The 16,201-nt window shown below is 44.8% G+C and carries 14 protein-coding genes, 1 other RNA gene and 1 pseudogene; 4 read left to right on the top strand and 12 right to left on the bottom strand.

Annotated elements, in window-relative coordinates:
• Window positions 1-249: 249 nt before the first annotated feature.
• The 7 genes from gcvP to IQ211_RS13655 form a co-directional block, all read right to left on the bottom strand.
• Entirely contained in the window at window positions 250-3,126 is a 2,877-nt protein-coding gene (gene gcvP / locus IQ211_RS13625; protein ID WP_189760606.1) for an aminomethyl-transferring glycine dehydrogenase, read from the bottom strand.
• Window positions 3,127-3,269: 143 nt separating this feature from the next.
• A complete protein-coding gene (gcvH, locus tag IQ211_RS13630; RefSeq protein WP_189760607.1) occupies window positions 3,270-3,662 on the bottom strand; it encodes a glycine cleavage system protein GcvH in 393 nt (130 codons plus the stop codon).
• A gap of 22 nt (window positions 3,663-3,684) precedes the next feature.
• Complete coding sequence (gene gcvT, locus IQ211_RS13635) at window positions 3,685-4,782, bottom strand: glycine cleavage system aminomethyltransferase GcvT (RefSeq protein ID WP_189760608.1); 1,098 nt, start codon at window positions 4,780-4,782, stop codon at window positions 3,685-3,687.
• A 373-nt stretch (window positions 4,783-5,155) separates the two neighbouring features.
• Window positions 5,156-6,388: an FAD-dependent 2-octaprenylphenol hydroxylase gene (ubiI, locus tag IQ211_RS13640; RefSeq protein ID WP_189760609.1), complete on the bottom strand. Its 1,233-nt coding sequence runs from the start codon at window positions 6,386-6,388 to the stop codon at window positions 5,156-5,158.
• Window positions 6,389-6,401: 13 nt separating this feature from the next.
• The gene (ubiH, locus tag IQ211_RS13645) at window positions 6,402-7,592 is read right to left on the bottom strand and encodes a 2-octaprenyl-6-methoxyphenyl hydroxylase (protein ID WP_189760610.1); all 1,191 of its coding nucleotides are present in this window, start codon (window positions 7,590-7,592) and stop codon (window positions 6,402-6,404) included.
• Between the two features lie 24 nt (window positions 7,593-7,616).
• A complete protein-coding gene (pepP, locus tag IQ211_RS13650; RefSeq protein ID WP_189760611.1) occupies window positions 7,617-8,921 on the bottom strand; it encodes a Xaa-Pro aminopeptidase in 1,305 nt (434 codons plus the stop codon).
• An 84-nt stretch (window positions 8,922-9,005) separates the two neighbouring features.
• Window positions 9,006-9,593 (bottom strand): YecA/YgfB family protein, encoded by a 588-nt coding sequence (locus IQ211_RS13655; protein ID WP_189760612.1) that lies wholly within the window; start codon window positions 9,591-9,593, stop codon window positions 9,006-9,008.
• 423 nt (window positions 9,594-10,016) lie between these two features.
• On the opposite strand from IQ211_RS13655, the gene zapA reads away from it, so the two are divergent.
• The 3 genes from zapA to IQ211_RS13670 all read left to right on the top strand — a co-directional run bounded on the left by zapA (window position 10,017) and on the right by IQ211_RS13670 (window position 11,310).
• A complete protein-coding gene (gene zapA, locus IQ211_RS13660; protein ID WP_189760613.1) occupies window positions 10,017-10,322 on the top strand; it encodes a cell division protein ZapA in 306 nt (101 codons plus the stop codon).
• Window positions 10,323-10,468: 146 nt separating this feature from the next.
• A non-coding RNA gene (gene ssrS, locus IQ211_RS13665) (6S RNA) lies at window positions 10,469-10,651 on the top strand.
• A 53-nt stretch (window positions 10,652-10,704) separates the two neighbouring features.
• Window positions 10,705-11,310: a 5-formyltetrahydrofolate cyclo-ligase gene (locus tag IQ211_RS13670; protein ID WP_189760614.1), complete on the top strand. Its 606-nt coding sequence runs from the start codon at window positions 10,705-10,707 to the stop codon at window positions 11,308-11,310.
• A 77-nt stretch (window positions 11,311-11,387) separates the two neighbouring features.
• On the opposite strand, the gene serA is transcribed toward IQ211_RS13670, so the two are convergent.
• Both serA and rpiA read right to left on the bottom strand, forming a co-directional pair.
• Window positions 11,388-12,629, bottom strand: coding sequence for a phosphoglycerate dehydrogenase (gene serA, locus IQ211_RS13675; protein WP_189760615.1), 1,242 nt, complete (start codon window positions 12,627-12,629; stop codon window positions 11,388-11,390).
• Window positions 12,630-12,899: 270 nt separating this feature from the next.
• Entirely contained in the window at window positions 12,900-13,559 is a 660-nt protein-coding gene (gene rpiA / locus IQ211_RS13680; RefSeq protein WP_189760616.1) for a ribose-5-phosphate isomerase RpiA, read from the bottom strand.
• A 163-nt stretch (window positions 13,560-13,722) separates the two neighbouring features.
• On the opposite strand from rpiA, the gene IQ211_RS13685 reads away from it, so the two are divergent.
• Entirely contained in the window at window positions 13,723-14,628 is a 906-nt protein-coding gene (locus tag IQ211_RS13685) for a LysR family transcriptional regulator ArgP (protein ID WP_189760617.1), read from the top strand.
• Here the strand turns inward: IQ211_RS13685 and IQ211_RS13690 are convergent.
• The 3 genes and pseudogenes from IQ211_RS13690 to IQ211_RS20175 form a co-directional block, all read right to left on the bottom strand.
• A complete protein-coding gene (locus IQ211_RS13690) occupies window positions 14,625-15,359 on the bottom strand; it encodes an oxidative stress defense protein (RefSeq protein WP_189760618.1) in 735 nt (244 codons plus the stop codon). The two genes, IQ211_RS13685 and IQ211_RS13690, sit on opposite strands and share 4 nt — an antisense overlap.
• 69 nt (window positions 15,360-15,428) lie before the next feature.
• A complete protein-coding gene (gene argO, locus IQ211_RS13695; protein ID WP_189760619.1) occupies window positions 15,429-16,070 on the bottom strand; it encodes an arginine exporter ArgO in 642 nt (213 codons plus the stop codon).
• Between the two features lie 36 nt (window positions 16,071-16,106).
• Window positions 16,107-16,201: pseudogene (locus tag IQ211_RS20175) on the bottom strand (IS982 family transposase); the annotation flags it as partial.

Consider the following 16,201-nt stretch of genomic DNA (forward strand, 5'->3'; position numbering starts at 1 on the left):
TGTGACTGCCGTATCTGTAATCCATGTTGCACCTCCAGTACAACACAGTATTGCAGCTAAAGCTGACCGACTAAAGTCGGTGGTTTTAACCTTTCATATGGAAGAATAAACGATAGCACTGGAAATGAAGGCATTTAGATTTAAATATAAAAACAGCTCCAGAAGGAGCTGAGTTAATTGTATATAGAAAAGCAGTACCAGAAATATTTCTGACACTGCTTTCGTTGAGTCTCGTTAATTTATTTATAACTAACGATAATCTTCAATTGGCGCACAAGAGCAATGTAAATTACGATCACCGTAAACATCATCAAGACGTTTAACTGTCGGCCAATATTTATTGGCTTTCGTTTCCGCCGTTGGGAAAACGGCAACTTCACGGCTATATGCATGCTCCCAATCAGAAACCAGTTCAGCCTGAACGTGAGGCGCATTAACCAATGGGTTGTCTTCCAAAGGCCATTCTCCACTTGCCACTTTGCTGATCTCTTGCCGAATTGCCAGCATTGCGTCAATAAAGCGATCAATTTCAACTTTACTCTCTGATTCCGTTGGTTCAACCATCAGAGTTCCCGCAACCGGGAATGACATGGTTGGTGCATGGAAACCGTAGTCAATCAAACGCTTGGCGATATCCATCTCGCTAATGCCGAATTCTTCTTTTAGTGGACGAATGTCCAGAATACATTCGTGAGCAACATAGCCATTACGTCCGGTATAGAGGATCTCATAAGCCCCTTTCAGGCGGCTTGCAATGTAGTTGGCATTCAAGATCGCAACCTGGCTGGCTTGTTTCAGCCCTTGTGCTCCCATCATGCGAATATACATCCAGCTAATCGGCAGGATAGATGCACTGCCAAATGGCGCTGCGGATACCGCACCTAATGTCGTAACTTCATCCATTTCCACTACGGAATGGCCCGGCACAAATGGCGCAAGATGTTTTTTCACGCCAATCGGCCCCATGCCTGGGCCACCACCGCCGTGTGGGATACAGAAGGTTTTATGCAGGTTCAGATGCGAAACATCTGCGCCAATAAAGCCCGGTGTAGTAATACCCACTTGCGCGTTCATGTTCGCGCCATCAAGGTAAACCTGACCACCGTTTTGGTGAATAATTTCACAAATCTCACGAATGGTTTCTTCATAAACACCATGAGTTGATGGGTAAGTCACCATGATACAAGCAAGATTGTTACTGTGTTTTTCTGCTTTCTCACGCAAATCAACCAGATCGATGTTGCCTTCTTTATCACAGTTCACAACAATCACCGTCATACCCGCCATATGAGCAGATGCCGGGTTTGTACCATGCGCAGAGCTTGGGATTAAGCAAATATGGCGATGTTGTTCTCCACGGCTGGCGTAATAGCGACGAATTGCCAGCAGGCCCGCATATTCTCCCTGTGCGCCAGAATTAGGCTGCATACAGAATGCGTCATATCCGGTCAGCAATACCAGCCAATGAGAAAGCTGGCTTACCATCTGGTGATAACCCTGAGCTTGTTCTGGCGGGCAGAAAGGATGCATATCGGTAAATTCAGGCCAGGTAATCGGCATAATCTCCGCTGCTGCATTCAGCTTCATGGTACATGAACCCAACGGGATCATGGCTTGATTCAGCGCCAGATCTTTACGCTCCAGACTGTGCATATAACGCATCATGTCGGTTTCACTGTGGTAACGACGGAAATTATCATGTGTTAAAATTTCGTCATTACGCAACATGGCGGCTGGAATAGATTGGCTGCCTGTCGCAACTTCACGATCAAGAGCATCAATATCCAGAACTGAATCAGAACCTGTTATCACTTGATACAGGGTTAATAGATCATCACGGCTGGTTTTTTCACTCAAGGATACACCGACAGCACCAAGAATATCAGTACGTAAGTTAATCTGTGCTTTAGCCGCTCTTGCCAGTACCTGAGCCTTATCTGATACCTCAATCGCTAATGTATCAAACCATGTCTTATGACGTAGTGTGATACCCGCCTTTTGCAAACCAACAGCCAGAATATCTGTCAATCGGTGAATACGATTGGCAATGCGCTTCAAACCTTCAGAACCGTGATAAACAGCGTACATTCCCGCAATATTGGCCAGTAAAACTTGCGAGGTACAAATATTGGAATTCGCTTTTTCACGGCGAATATGCTGTTCGCGGGTTTGCATCGCCATACGCAATGCTCTGTTACCCGCAGCATCACGGGAAACACCGATAATACGGCCCGGCATAGAGCGTTTGAATTCATCTCTGCACGCAAAGAAGGCGGCATGAGGGCCGCCATATCCCATCGGTACACCAAAACGCTGCGCAGAACCAAATACAATATCAGCACCTTGTTTACCCGGCGCGGTCAATATGACCAATGCCATGAAATCCGCGGCAACGCTGACAATGATTTTACGCTCTTTCAGTTTTGCAATCAGATCACTGTAATCATGGACTTCACCCGTCGTTCCCGTTTGTTGCAGCAGGACACCAAAGATCCCTTCCAGTTCCAGTGCTTTTTCTGCTTTATCAACAATGACTTCAAATCCAAATGTTTCAGCACGGGTACGCACTACATCCAACGTTTGTGGGTGAATATCATCTGCCACAAAGAAACGTTCAGCGCTTTTCAGCTTGCTGATCCGCTTTGCCATTGCCATCGCTTCTGCGGCAGCTGTTGCTTCATCCAGTAGTGAAGCTGAAGCAAGATCTAAACCTGTCAGGTCAATGGTGACTTGCTGAAAGTTCAACAAGGCTTCTAAGCGGCCTTGAGAAACTTCCGGTTGATAAGGGGTATATGCGGTATACCAGCCCGGATTTTCCAGCAAATTACGCAAAATCACGGGAGGAAGAATGGCGGGTGAATAACCCATACCAATATACGATTGATAGCGCTGATTCTGATTCGCTATCGCTTTCAATTCAGCCAAAGCCTGTTGTTCAGTCACTCCCTCACCAAGCGCAGGTGGCTCTGATAATGCGATATCACGGGGAACGATTTTATCGGTCAGATCATCAAGAGAATTTGCACCTATTATCGCCAGCATCTCTGCTTGCTGTTCAGCTGAAGAACCAATGTGGCGACGAATGAATTCACCTTGGTGTTCAAGTTGGATTAATGTCTGAGTCATTGATGATAATTTCCTGAAACTAGCTATGCCTTTTATCTTTCAAGTTACCGTCTTGTTGTCTATCACTTGAAATCTATTGGCTATAAAAAACAGCACAAAAAAAACGCCCCATTCACAATGTGATATGGGGCGATTCAAAATAATTACTCGTCTTCTTCCAAGAGTGACCGATAACTTTCGGCATCAAGCAAATTAGCGAGTTCACTCTCATCAGCTATTTTAACGCGGAACAACCAACCTTCGTTATAGGGTTCACTGTTCACCAATTCGGGAGAATTTTCCAGGTCAGGGTTAACCGCGATAATCTTACCATTCACCGGTGCGTAGATATCAGAAGCCGCTTTGACTGACTCTACAACAGCACAATCATCACCACTATTGACTTCTGTGCCTATTTCCGGCAAATCAACAAATACCATATCGCCCAATAACTTCTGGGCATGTTCGGTAATACCTACGGTATATTCACCATTGCCTTCCGAGCGAACCCACTCATGTGATTCTGTATATTTCAATTCTGCTGGTACATGACTCATCGTTGCCTTCTCCTTGTTTTTATCACTCTACAAGTGGTTTTCCCATCCGCACAAAGCCCGGTTTAACAACCTGCACGGGCATTTCTCGATTACGGATCTGGACAACCGCCTGTTCACCAATACCTTGCGGTACACGTGCAAGGGCTATACTAAATCCTAAGGTTGGGGAGAATGTTCCACTGGTAATCACACCAGAACGCATTTCACCGGAATCATCAGTGAAGTTGACCGTTAAGCCACCACGCAATACTCCCTTTTCACGCATGACCAGTCCAACCAACTGATCAGTACCCGTTTCGCGTTGTCTTTCCAATGCTTCACGACCAATGAAGTGGCGATCTTCCGGTTTCCAGGCAATTGTCCATCCCATGTTGGCGGCCAGAGGTGAAACAGTTTCATCCATTTCTTGACCATAAAGGTTCATGCCCGCTTCAAGACGCAATGTGTCACGCGCCCCCAATCCAGTCGGTTTCACGCCTACTGCTAACAACTGTTGCCAAAAATCTGCCGCTTGTTCTTTGGGCAGTGCAATTTCATAACCTGCTTCACCGGTATAACCCGTCGTTGCAATAAATAGATTTCCCGACTGGACGCCAAAGAAAGGTTTCATACCTGTTACCGCTTGCTTCTGCGCATCACTTAGCAATGATTGCACTTTGGCTTGCGCGTTTGGCCCCTGGACAGCAATCAGAGCCAAATCATCACGTACGGTAACTTCAACGTCATATTTCTCAGCATGTTGGTAAATCCATGCCAGGTCTTTCTCGCGGGTCGCCGAATTCACAACCATGCGATAAGCATTATCAGTGAAAAAATAGACAATGAGATCATCAATGACGCCGCCAGATGCATTTAGCATTGCGGTATATAGCGCCTTGCCCTGTTCGGTAAGTTTGGCAATGTCATTGGCCAGAAGATAGCGGAGAAAATCACGGCAATCTGGACCGTGTAGATCCACAATTGTCATGTGGGAAACGTCGAACATACCAGCATCAGCACGCACTGTATGATGTTCGTCAATTTGTGAACCATAGTGCAGGGGCATCATCCAGCCATGAAAATCTACCATGCGTGCTCCGCATGCCAGATGTTGATCATATAGTGGGGTGTGTTTTGACATTATTTCCCTCTTTACATTCTTGACATGAAAACATTCGTGACCTGAAAAAACATACGGCGCATTAACCGGCAGGTGTTGGATCATGAAGCAAAGAAGCGGTTAATCACGCAAACGATACCTTGGGATCAGAAGTTATCACTGAAATAGGAAATGAACCATAAAATAAATTAGCTGCATTGCCGCAGCAATCCGAGAAGGCACGGATTGCCATGCAGAATTTTTGTCTGATTTATTGCACAAAAATACTCAAAATTTTTAACAAATAGCCAAAAAACAATCTTTTTAGATTGAAAAAAGGCTAAAGTGTGAAGTAAATCGACTTAACACACTTTAGCCTGATATGAGAAAAACTAATTCTAATTCATGGGCTGAATTAGATTTTTTCAACCGAAGCGGTTTGGGCGATCAACCAATCAGGAAGGTCATTAAGCCCCATGGCATGACGAAGCAATTGTGGCTTCATTCCCGGTAAGTGATCAGCCAGTGTTAATCCGATTCCACGCAATAATTTTTTAGCGGGGTTATTGCCATCAAATAACTGACGAAAACCCTGCATACCTGCAAGCATGACCGCAGCACTGTGTTTGCGGCGACGTTCATAACGTCCCAAATAGAGATATTGACCGATGTCTTTTCCTTGCTGGTTTAAGCGGCTCAATTCACCTATCAGTTCTGCTACATCCATAAATCCAAGATTAACACCCTGACCAGCCAGTGGGTGGATAGTGTGTGCCGCATCGCCTAATAGCGCCAATCGATGAGCAGCAAAATTGCGGGCATAACGCCCCGTTAATGGGATAGTTTGTCGATCACTGACCAGTTCACATTGACCAAGACGCATATCAAATGTCGCGCTTAATTGCCGATTAAACAGTGTCGATCCCATAGATTTGCGCTGTTGCGCAGATTCAGCCGGCTGTGACCATACAATCGAACATAAGTGAGGATCTGGCAGTGGCAGGAAAGCCAGTATTCCATCACCGTGGAAAACCTGACGTGCAACACCTTCATGAGGCTGCTCAGTCCGAATTGTCGCGACCAAAGCATGGTGTTCATAATCCCAGAAAGTCAGCGGAATATCCGCATGTTGACGCAACCAAGAGTGGGCACCGTCTGCACCAATGACCAGGCGTGAAGTCAGCATTCTTCCATCAGATAACGTGATAAAGGCTTCGTTTTCTCCCCAGGCAACATTTTTAAGGGAAGATGGGGTGAAGATCATTACATCTGGCAAATTTTCCGCACGTTGCCAGAGCACTTGCCGGATCACATGGTTTTCGATGATATGCCCCAGATGGGTCAAGCCATTTTCCGCCGCATTAAACTCAATACGCCCGAAACTGTCCCGATCCCAAACTTCCATTCCCTGATATGGACTGGCTCGCATTGCAAGAATATCTTGCCAGACACCAAGGTGGGTGAGTAATCGTTCACTGGCTGCATTGATGGCTGAAACACGTAACGCATATTCATCATTGACACCAAATGGCTTTGTCGGTGGGTGCTCTTCTACAATCGCGATGCGCAAGCCACTACCTTGTAAACCACAAGCCAGCGCAAGGCCAACCATTCCGCCCCCTGCGATCACCACATCAAATGATTGCATTTTTTCTTTCCTCTTAATCTGCCAATGGTGACTGTGCAACCCAACCTAATGTCTGGCGGGCAAAGAGATCCCGCATTGGGGATAATCTTTCCATTGTCTTCAAGCCAAGATTACGCCCTATTTTTAACGGTAAGTAGTCATTAGCGAATAACCTGACCAGCCCGTCCGTGAGTCCAATGGTCGTTTCACGATCTGCCTGACGCTGTTGCTGATACTGTGCCAGTACCTGGTAGGAGCCAATATCCTGTCCAGAAGTGGCCGCTATTGAAATGACTTGTGCCAAAGCCATCACATCACGCATCCCTAAGTTAAAGCCCTGTCCGGCGATCGGATGCAAAGTTTGGGATGCATTACCTACCAGCGCCAGACGGTGGCTAATTTGCCTGCTGGCTGTTGATAATGCTAAGGGATAACTATGTCGTTGACCGGTTTCCAGCATTTTCCCCAAACGCCAGCCAAATGCTTTTTGCAGCTGTTGGAGAAATTCATGCTGGCTCCAGTTATTGACGTCTGACTGTTTTTCCAGTGGGTGACACCATACCAGTGAACTACGCCCTTCCGACATAGGTAACAACGCCAATGGGCCATATTGGGTAAAACGCTCGAATGCCATTCCTTGAGGATGTTCAGAAGTCAGGACATTAGCAATAATGGCTGTCTGCTCATAAGATCGCCGTTTGAACGGTATATTACACGCCTGGGCTATTGCCGAGTGACTACCATCCGCAGCGACCAGTAATTCTCCTGTCAGCTTTTCGCCATTATTCAGCGAAACCACTACAGAATTTTCTAAACGCTCAATGGAATTCACTTTAGCCGGACAGTAAAGTTTAATATTTGGAGATTGTTTTAATAACTCAAAAAGATGAATTCCAGCATCATGCAATTCAATCACATTGCCTAATGCCGAGATATCATAGTCGCTGGCGCGAATGTTGGTGAAACCGCTATTACCACGGTCGCTAACATGAACGTGAGTTATTGGGGTAACACAATGTTGCAGTGCAGGCCAAATACCGACCTGTTGCAAGCGCTGACATGTACCATAAGCCAAGGCTATAGCCCTTGCATCAAAACCAGGATGCTCCCTGGTTGGTTCTGCTGCTTCAATCAAGGAGACTTGTAATTGCCCCCGACTCAGCGAGGCAATAGTCAGAGCCAATGTCGCTCCCGTCATTCCTCCGCCCACAATAATCACGTTCATTATCACTTCCTGATTACTTTAACCTTACTGTGCCATCAGAGCTTCTATCTCATCGGGATCTTTCACGACAGATTCAGTCAGGTTTTCATTTCCTGTTTCCGTTATCACAATGTCATCTTCAATACGAATACCGATACCACGGTATTCCGGCGGGACATCCGCATCGGGTGCAATGTAAAGCCCCGGCTCTACAGTCAGCACCATGCCAGGTTGCAAGATACGATCGCGATCAACACCATAATCGCCGACATCGTGCACATCCAGCCCCAACCAATGACTCAAACCATGCATGAAAAATTGACGGTAAGCATTGGTTTCGATCAATTGTTCGACTTCACCATGCATAATGCCTAATCTTACCAATCCCTTCACCATAACACGTACAACCTGTCCCGTGACCTCGCTGATAGTGACACCAGGTCTGTATAGTTCCAAGGAAAGGTTAATGGCTTCCAGCACAATGTTATAGATTTCACGTTGAGGGCGCGTAAATTTGCCATTTACTGGAAATGTCCGTGTAATGTCGCCGGCATATCCCTCATACTCACACCCCGCATCGATTAACACTAAATCGCCATCTTTCATGCGACGTTCATTTTCAGTGTAATGCAGAATACAAGCGTTATCTCCCGCGCCAACTATCGTGTTATAAGCAGGATAACGCGCGCCCTGACGGGTGAATTCGTGGTGAATTTCGGCTTCCAGCTGGTATTCAAACATACCAGGACGGCAAGCCTGCATTGCCCTGATATGCGCCTGAGCACTGATTTCCCCCGCTTTGCGCATGATTTCTAATTCAGCGTCTGACTTAAACAGACGCATTTCATGCAGCCACGGGCGCCAATCTGCCATGATCATGGGTGCCTTGAAGTTACGGCGGCTGTTTTTACGTAATTTATCCAACGCACTAAAGACGATGTTATCAGCGTACTCAAATTCGCCCTGGGCGTGATAGACCACTTCCAAGCCATTCAATAATAAATAGAGTTGTTCATCGAGATCATCAAATGGTAAGGCGCGATCCACCCCCAATTTTTCCAATGCAGCTTCTTGTCCAAGACGACGACCAAACCAAATTTCCGCAGTCAAATCGCGAACACGATTAAACAACACACTGTGATTGTGAGTTTCATCGCTTTTAATCAGTATTAGAACCGCTTCCGGTTCACTGAAACCGGTCAGATACAGAAAATCACTGTGCTGACGGTAGGGATATTCACTATCTGAATTACGTGTCGCAGGCAATGCCGAAAATATAATGGCCGCACTGGCCGGTGCCATTTTTGACAATAATGCCTGTCGACGGGATAAATATTCTTGTTTAGTCATACCCTCTCCTGCAAAATTCCATATTATTAGTTGGGATACCCCTCATCTTTCAAAGCTTGAAATTTATAGGGTGAATACCGCCAATCAGTGCAATGTTGGTTTTTCATTTTTTGCACTGTCCGCGGTTTTAGGTGTCGCAAACGCGATATAACAGAGCTGAACCGCAACACGTACATATTCCAGAACTTCTTCAAGGGCTTGAGAGAGTTCTTCCTGATCTTCGTCTTCATCATAGCCCAACATGCCAATGTTACGTAAATCGGTGATAACTTCCTGAATTTCTGGATTTTCTGTTAATTTGGGATTGGCTACACCTAAGCCGAGCAGAAAGTGGTTAACCCATCCCGCCAATGCTTCTGCACATGCAAAAACCCCCGCCTCTTCATCAGGCAGCAACAGATTGAACGAGAAACTACTGTCATCCAGCAATTCAAACGTCGTTTCGTACAATTCCCTAAGCGGCAGAGCCAAAACCTGAGAAAATGCCAGGCCATCATTCGCAAGATCATGCACCAGTGTCTGCCAGCTACTATCGTGATTACCGCCATGATTTCCACCACATAGTAACCCACTGATTAAGCCATGCATTTCTGCTGCTGTCAGGGCGATGGACTGTTGATGCAAAATTTCATCAAATGATTGATAATTAGGTAATGAGTTTTGTATAGACATGTATATTGATCATCGTTGGCGATATAAGTTCATGCTATGCTACCATCAAGGGGAGTCGCTATACCAGACAGCACACACCGATATATCCCCAACCGATTTCGAGATGCCGCGTGATAGCAAGGGCACAAATCCCCAAACCATAGGTACTTTATATCTATAACTAATTGACTGGGATAAGTGAACATTGCCCAAAAGCAGCAATTTGAAGAGGAAGGGGAAAAGAGGGGCTTTTGGTATTGTACGGTAATGATTGGTGTCGGCCTTGTTTTATACCATAATTTACTTTATACCCCATCGATTTCAAATTACAGCTCTGGCAACAAAGCCGCAATTTGAGAGATAAGGGATATATATACCAATCTAACTTCAAGATGCGTATATCAACATCAAGGTATCGGCACAATAATAAATCAGGAAGGTGTCATGTCTGCACAACCAGTAGATATTCAGATTTTTGGGCGGTCATTACGTGTCAATTGTCCAACAGAGCAGGTTGAAGCGTTGCAAGCTGCTGCTGAGGAACTTGAAGAGCGTTTGCATAACCTTAAAGAACGCACCAGAGTCACTAACACTGAGCAACTGGTTTTTATTGTGGCACTGAATGTCTGTCACGAGTTGGCACAGGAGAAGATGAAAACCCGTGATTATGCTTACAATATGGAACAAAAAATAAAAATGCTCCAGCAATCCATTGAAAAGGCACTGTTAGAGCAAGGTAAAGTTACCTGATATTCCATCCATCAGCTGAATCTTGTTGATAAATCAGGCAGTAGTCACTATAGATTAATATAAGCAGTTGCTTTCTTCGTTTAGTTCCATACAATAGGCTTCATAGCGTTGCTTAAAGCCTATTTAGGTGGTTTAAGCAGCAAAAAATTTCTCTGAGGTGTTCGTGAGCAGGGAAGTCCCCTGAGCCGATATTTCATCTCTATAGAATGTGGTGCTACGTTTCTTGTGAGCATGCTTGGCTAGCCAAGAAGCCTAATAGCAACGACGCTGCGTTCACCTTGAACCAAGGGTTCAAGGGTTACTACCTGTAACGGCATCTTGGAGAACCCCCGCTTTTTATCTGTTTTGTATCCTTTTCTGCGTTAATTAACAGGCAGGTATCATGCAATCAGATTCTTCTCTTACTCTGCGTCAATCCATTAGAAAAAAAATTCGGCAGCTACGTCAAAATCTATCCCCTGAACAACAATCGCAATTTGCCCAGCAAGCCATTAAACAGGCTATGATTCACCCTAAGATCCGGCAAGCTGATAAAATTGCCCTCTATCTCTCCTTTGACGGGGAATTAGATACACGTCCGCTGATTCAACAACTTTGGCAGCAAAACAAACAGGTCTATTTGCCAATATTGCATCCTTTCAACCGGAATCACCTGCTGTTTCTCCGTTATTGCGCTGATACGCCTCTTATTCATAACCGCTTTAATATCGAAGAGCCTCAGTTGGATGTCCGGCAGGTTTTACCCATCTCTGAACTTGATGTCATGTTTATTCCTCTGGTCGCTTTCGATTGCACAGGGCAACGCTTAGGGATGGGCGGTGGTTTCTACGACAGAACCCTCGCTAAATGGCAACAACAGAATTTTTATCCGATTGGATTAGCCCACAATTTTCAGTTAGTTGAGAAACTACCTAGCGAGAGTTGGGACATTCCTCTGCCAGAGATCATTACGCCAGACAAAGTATGGCAATGGATAGCTACTCAGTGAGTAACAGGGGCTATTGTGCTTTCAATAACCCCTTATTTTTATGCGTCTTGCCTTTCTTTTAACCAGCCATTATAGCCTTAGTACAGCAAGCGAGAACGGATCGTGCCCGGTAAGGCTTTCAGTTTCTGCAAAACCAATTCAGCCTGAGCTGAATTCTGCGTCGTAATATCAATCACCACATAACCAATACCACTGTCAGTCCGCAGATATTGGGCATCAATATTGATTTCTTGCTCAGTGAATACTTGGTTAATACTGGTCAAGATACCGGGGCGGTTTTCATGGATATGCAGTAATCGGTTAGTATCCTTGGCATGAACAGGGAGCGAGACTTCAGGAAAATTAACCGCTGATAAGGTAGAACCATTGTCAGAATATTTGACCAGTTTACCAGAAACTTCATAACCGATATTTTGCTGGGCTTCTTGTGTCGATCCCCCAATATGTGGTGTCAACAATACGTTATCAAACTGGCTTAATGGAGAGATGAAAGGATCATTATTTGTTGCGGGTTCATGAGGAAAGACATCAATCGCCGCACCAGAAAGATGCCCTGTTTCCAACGCGTTGCTGAGTGCATCAATATCGACCACTGTGCCGCGTGATGCATTGATCAAAATCGAACCTGGTTTCATCAATTCCAGTTCTGCTGCACCAATCATATTTTTGGTTGAGGCGGTTTCAGGAACATGCAGGCTCACGACATCACTCATATTCAGCAATTCAGACAAATGATGAACTTGCTGTGCATTACCTAAGGGCAATTTATTTTCAATATCATAGAAATAGACATTCAGGCCAATATTTTCAGCCAAAATGCCAAGCTGTGTACCAATATGCCCGTAACCAATAATGCCTAATTTTTTCCCACGCGCTTCGTAGCAGCCTTTTGCCTGCTTATCCCATATCCCATTGTGGGCTTTGGCATTCGCTTCAGGAATACGACGTAACAGCAGCAGCAACTCACCCAATACCATTTCAGCGACCGAACGCGTATTGGAAAAAGGCGCATTAAATACTGGAATACCACGTTTTGCTGCGGCTTTCAGGTCAACCTGGTTAGTACCAATACAAAAACACCCAACTGCAACCAGCTTTTCCGCAGCGGCGAAAACCTCTTCGGTCAATTGGGTGCGGGAACGAATGCCGACAAATCGAGCATCACGGATCGCTGCTTTCAATTCTTCAGGTTCTAATGCCCCTTTGTGATATTCAATATTGCTGTACCCTGCCGCTTTTAGGCTATCTACTGCACTTTGGTGAACACCTTCCAGCAACAGAAATTTAATTTTGTCCTTTTCTAAAGATACCTTAACCATTTGCCCGCCCTAGTTGTACTTACTTTCATAATGCATATCGACTCCACCAAAATAACAAAAAAAACGGTAACGGCAATACAATCGATTGCTTATATTACAGAATAAGCAACAGTAAATAAGTTGTTATGCAAAGTAAAATAATTCGTTACGGGGAATGATCGGGATTTTGAGGTTTTTTTAGACGAAAAAGTGATATATCTCACTAAATTTTCTATTTTGAATAAATATAAAAATATTTTTAGGGCAGGTTATTCTGCCCTCAATAAATGATTATTCAGTAAGCGTCTTAACGCCATCCGCAGTACCTACCAGTACCACATTAGCGCCTCGATTAGCAAAAAGCCCCACCGTTACCACGCCTGCTATCCCATTGATCTTATCTTCTAACGCAGTGGGATCGACAATCGAAAGATTGTGAACATCCAGAATGTGGTTACCATTGTCTGTCACAACGTTTTCACGATAAACCGGTGTTCCGCCCAATTTCACCAGCTCACGAGCCACATAAGCCCGTGCCATTGGGATAATTTCAACTGGCAGAGGAAATTTGCCTAATACATCGACTTGCTTAGACGAATCAATAATACAGATAAATTTCTTCGCAACCGCCGCGATGATTTTTTCCCTGGTTAACGCTGCGCCGCCACCTTTGATCATCTGCATTTGACCATTAATTTCATCAGCACCATCAACATAAATATCCAACGTGTCGACGTCATTGCAGTCAAACACAGGGATACCGAGAGCTTTCAGTCTCTCAGTCGATGCGTCTGAACTCGATACGGCACCTTCAATTTTATCTTTGATGGTGCCTAACGCATCAATAAAATGCGCTGCGGTAGAACCTGTACCAACACCAACAATTGTGCCTGGTTTAACATATTCCAATGCTGCCCAACCTACTGCTTTTTTCAGTTCGTCCTGAGTCATATTGATCACAACCTATAATCAGTTACAAGGAAAAATCTGACGGCTAGTATAAACAATATTGGCTCACCTCATAAAAAAATATGGCATAGTGCTGATTAGGCCACATAATGGTTTTTATTAAGCTGTAACACAAAAAGTGCAAACACGGAGAATCTTATTTTCAATGAAACGTCCTGATTACCGGTCATTGCAAGCATTAGATGCAGTGATCAAAGAACGTGGTTTCGAGCGGGCAGCGCAAAAACTTTGTATTACTCAATCAGCGGTATCTCAGAGAATCAAGCAATTAGAAAATCTGTTTGGTCAGCCACTATTGGTACGCACTGTTCCTCCCCACCCTACAGAGCAAGGGCAAAAGCTGCTTGCGCTATTACATCAAGTGGAACTGCTGGAAGCGCAATGGCTTGGTGATGAAAATAGCAATGAGATCCCGTTACTGCTTTCCCTTGCTGTTAATGCGGACAGCCTGGCGACGTGGCTTTTACCGGCTCTCCATCCTGTTTTATCCGATTTACCTATTCGGCTAAATATTCAGGTGGAAGATGAAACCCGAACTCAAGAGCGATTACGGCGTGGTGAAGTTGTCGGGGCGATTAGTATTCAATCCCAACCTCTGCCAAGTTGTTTAGTTGATAAATTAGGTGCCCTGGATTACCTGTTTGTCGCCTCTCCAGAGTTTGCAAACCGTTTTTTCCCGAATGGCGTCACGCGTTCGGCATTACTGAAAGCCCCTGCGGTTGCATTCGACCATTTAGATGATATGCATCAAGCATTTTTACAACAGAACTTCGATTTATCACCGGGAAGTGTGCCCTGCCATATCGTGAATTCTTCCGAAGCATTTGTTCAACTGGCAAAACAAGGCTCGACTTGTTGCATGATCCCACATTTGCAAATCAACAAGGAGCTAAAAGCCGGTGAATTAATCGATCTAACACCAGGTCTATGCCAACGCCGTATGCTTTATTGGCATCGTTTTGCGCCTGAAAGTGGAACGATGAGAAAAGTTACTGACGCCCTGCTAAAACGAGGACGCCAGATGTTACGTCAGGAAGATGAAACTCATTAACGCTGTAATTCAAAAACAGCATCGACGTGATCTAAAAACTCAATACTCTGTGGTTCGTAAGTTTCGCTGGCAGAGTCAGAAGCGGGTGCTGCCAACAGATCTGTCTGATATTTCAGACGGTTCATTGGAATAGGCACTGCTTCAGGCGCACGGTAACTAATGCTATATACAGAGCCTAACTTACTGTTGAACCCTTTTGCCAATGTAGTTGCCTGTTGAATAGCATTCTCGATGGCTTTTTGTCTGGCTTCATCACGATAACGTTGCGGATTGCTGACACCAAACTGAACCGAGTTAATTTCATTCAGTCCTGCTTTCAGGGCACCATCCAATAAGACATTCAGTTGTTCCAGCTTGTGAACTTTCACTTCAACTGAACGCGACGCCCGATAACCTGTAATACTCGATTTTCCACTATTTTGGGAGTATTGATATTCTGGTTGGGTACGCAAGTTAGCCGCATCAATATCTTTCTTTTCGATGCCATTGTTTTTCAGAAAATCAAAATATTTCGCAACACGTTCATCGACTTTTTTCTTTGCTTCTGCTGCACTTTTTTGCGTTTCACTCACATGGATTACCAAAGTAGCCATATCTGGCGTCGCTTTAACTATCGCGTTACCAGAGGTGGAAATATGTGGAATAGAGAGTGAGTCAGCGGCGGAAGCTGCCATGAAAGACAGGCTTCCTAAAGCCATCATTGCAGCCAATACCAGTGATTTACGTTTCACAAGGCCTCCTAAAGTTACATGAATAAGGTGCTTTCAGAAACATTAGCACACTATCTATAGAGAAGTAATCTATGGAGAAATATTATAATTAATAAAAAATCTATATCCTTGCTGAATTAAGTTCCAGGCGATATACCACATCACACAGCCAACGAAGATATTGATGATCCGTTGTGCTCTGGGCCGATTAAGCACAGGTGCAAACCACGCAGACAAGAATGACAAGGCAAAAAACCAGCTGATCGAAGCCATTACCGCTCCGGTGGTAAACCACGGCCGAAGCTCGGCTGACAATTGTCCTCCTATGCTTCCCAAGACGACAATGGTATCCAAATAAACATGAGGATTCAGCCATGTCACAGCGAATAACGTTACTATAACCCGCCAACGACTTTGGACAATTTTTTCAGTACGGGAGCGTTCGACTTCTGCCGATAATGCTGCTCGAAAAGCACCCCATCCATACCAGAGTAAAAATGCGACGCCTCCCCATGTCACAGTTTGCAATAAAAGTACCGATTGTCCCAGCAAAGCACTGCCACCAAATATCCCCGCGATGATGAGCAAAGAATCACTGGTGGAGCATAATGTTGCACTCATTAAATGGAACTGCTTCCTGCTCCCTTGCTGCATAACAAATACATTTTGTGGCCCAAGTGGAAGGATCATTGCAGCACTAAGAAAAAACCCCTGAATAAATGTTGAGAACATGCAAAGATTCCTAATAATTATACGCGATGCTCAACTTTAACACCCAATAACGAGCGTTTGTTGAAGCCAGTCGCGTTGTTTTTTACCTTGTTTAAAGTTGGCAAAAATACCCAATGTGTGAGAAAGCAGCT

The organism is Xenorhabdus griffiniae, from assembly GCF_015163655.1.
GTDB lineage: Bacteria > Pseudomonadota > Gammaproteobacteria > Enterobacterales > Enterobacteriaceae > Xenorhabdus > Xenorhabdus griffiniae.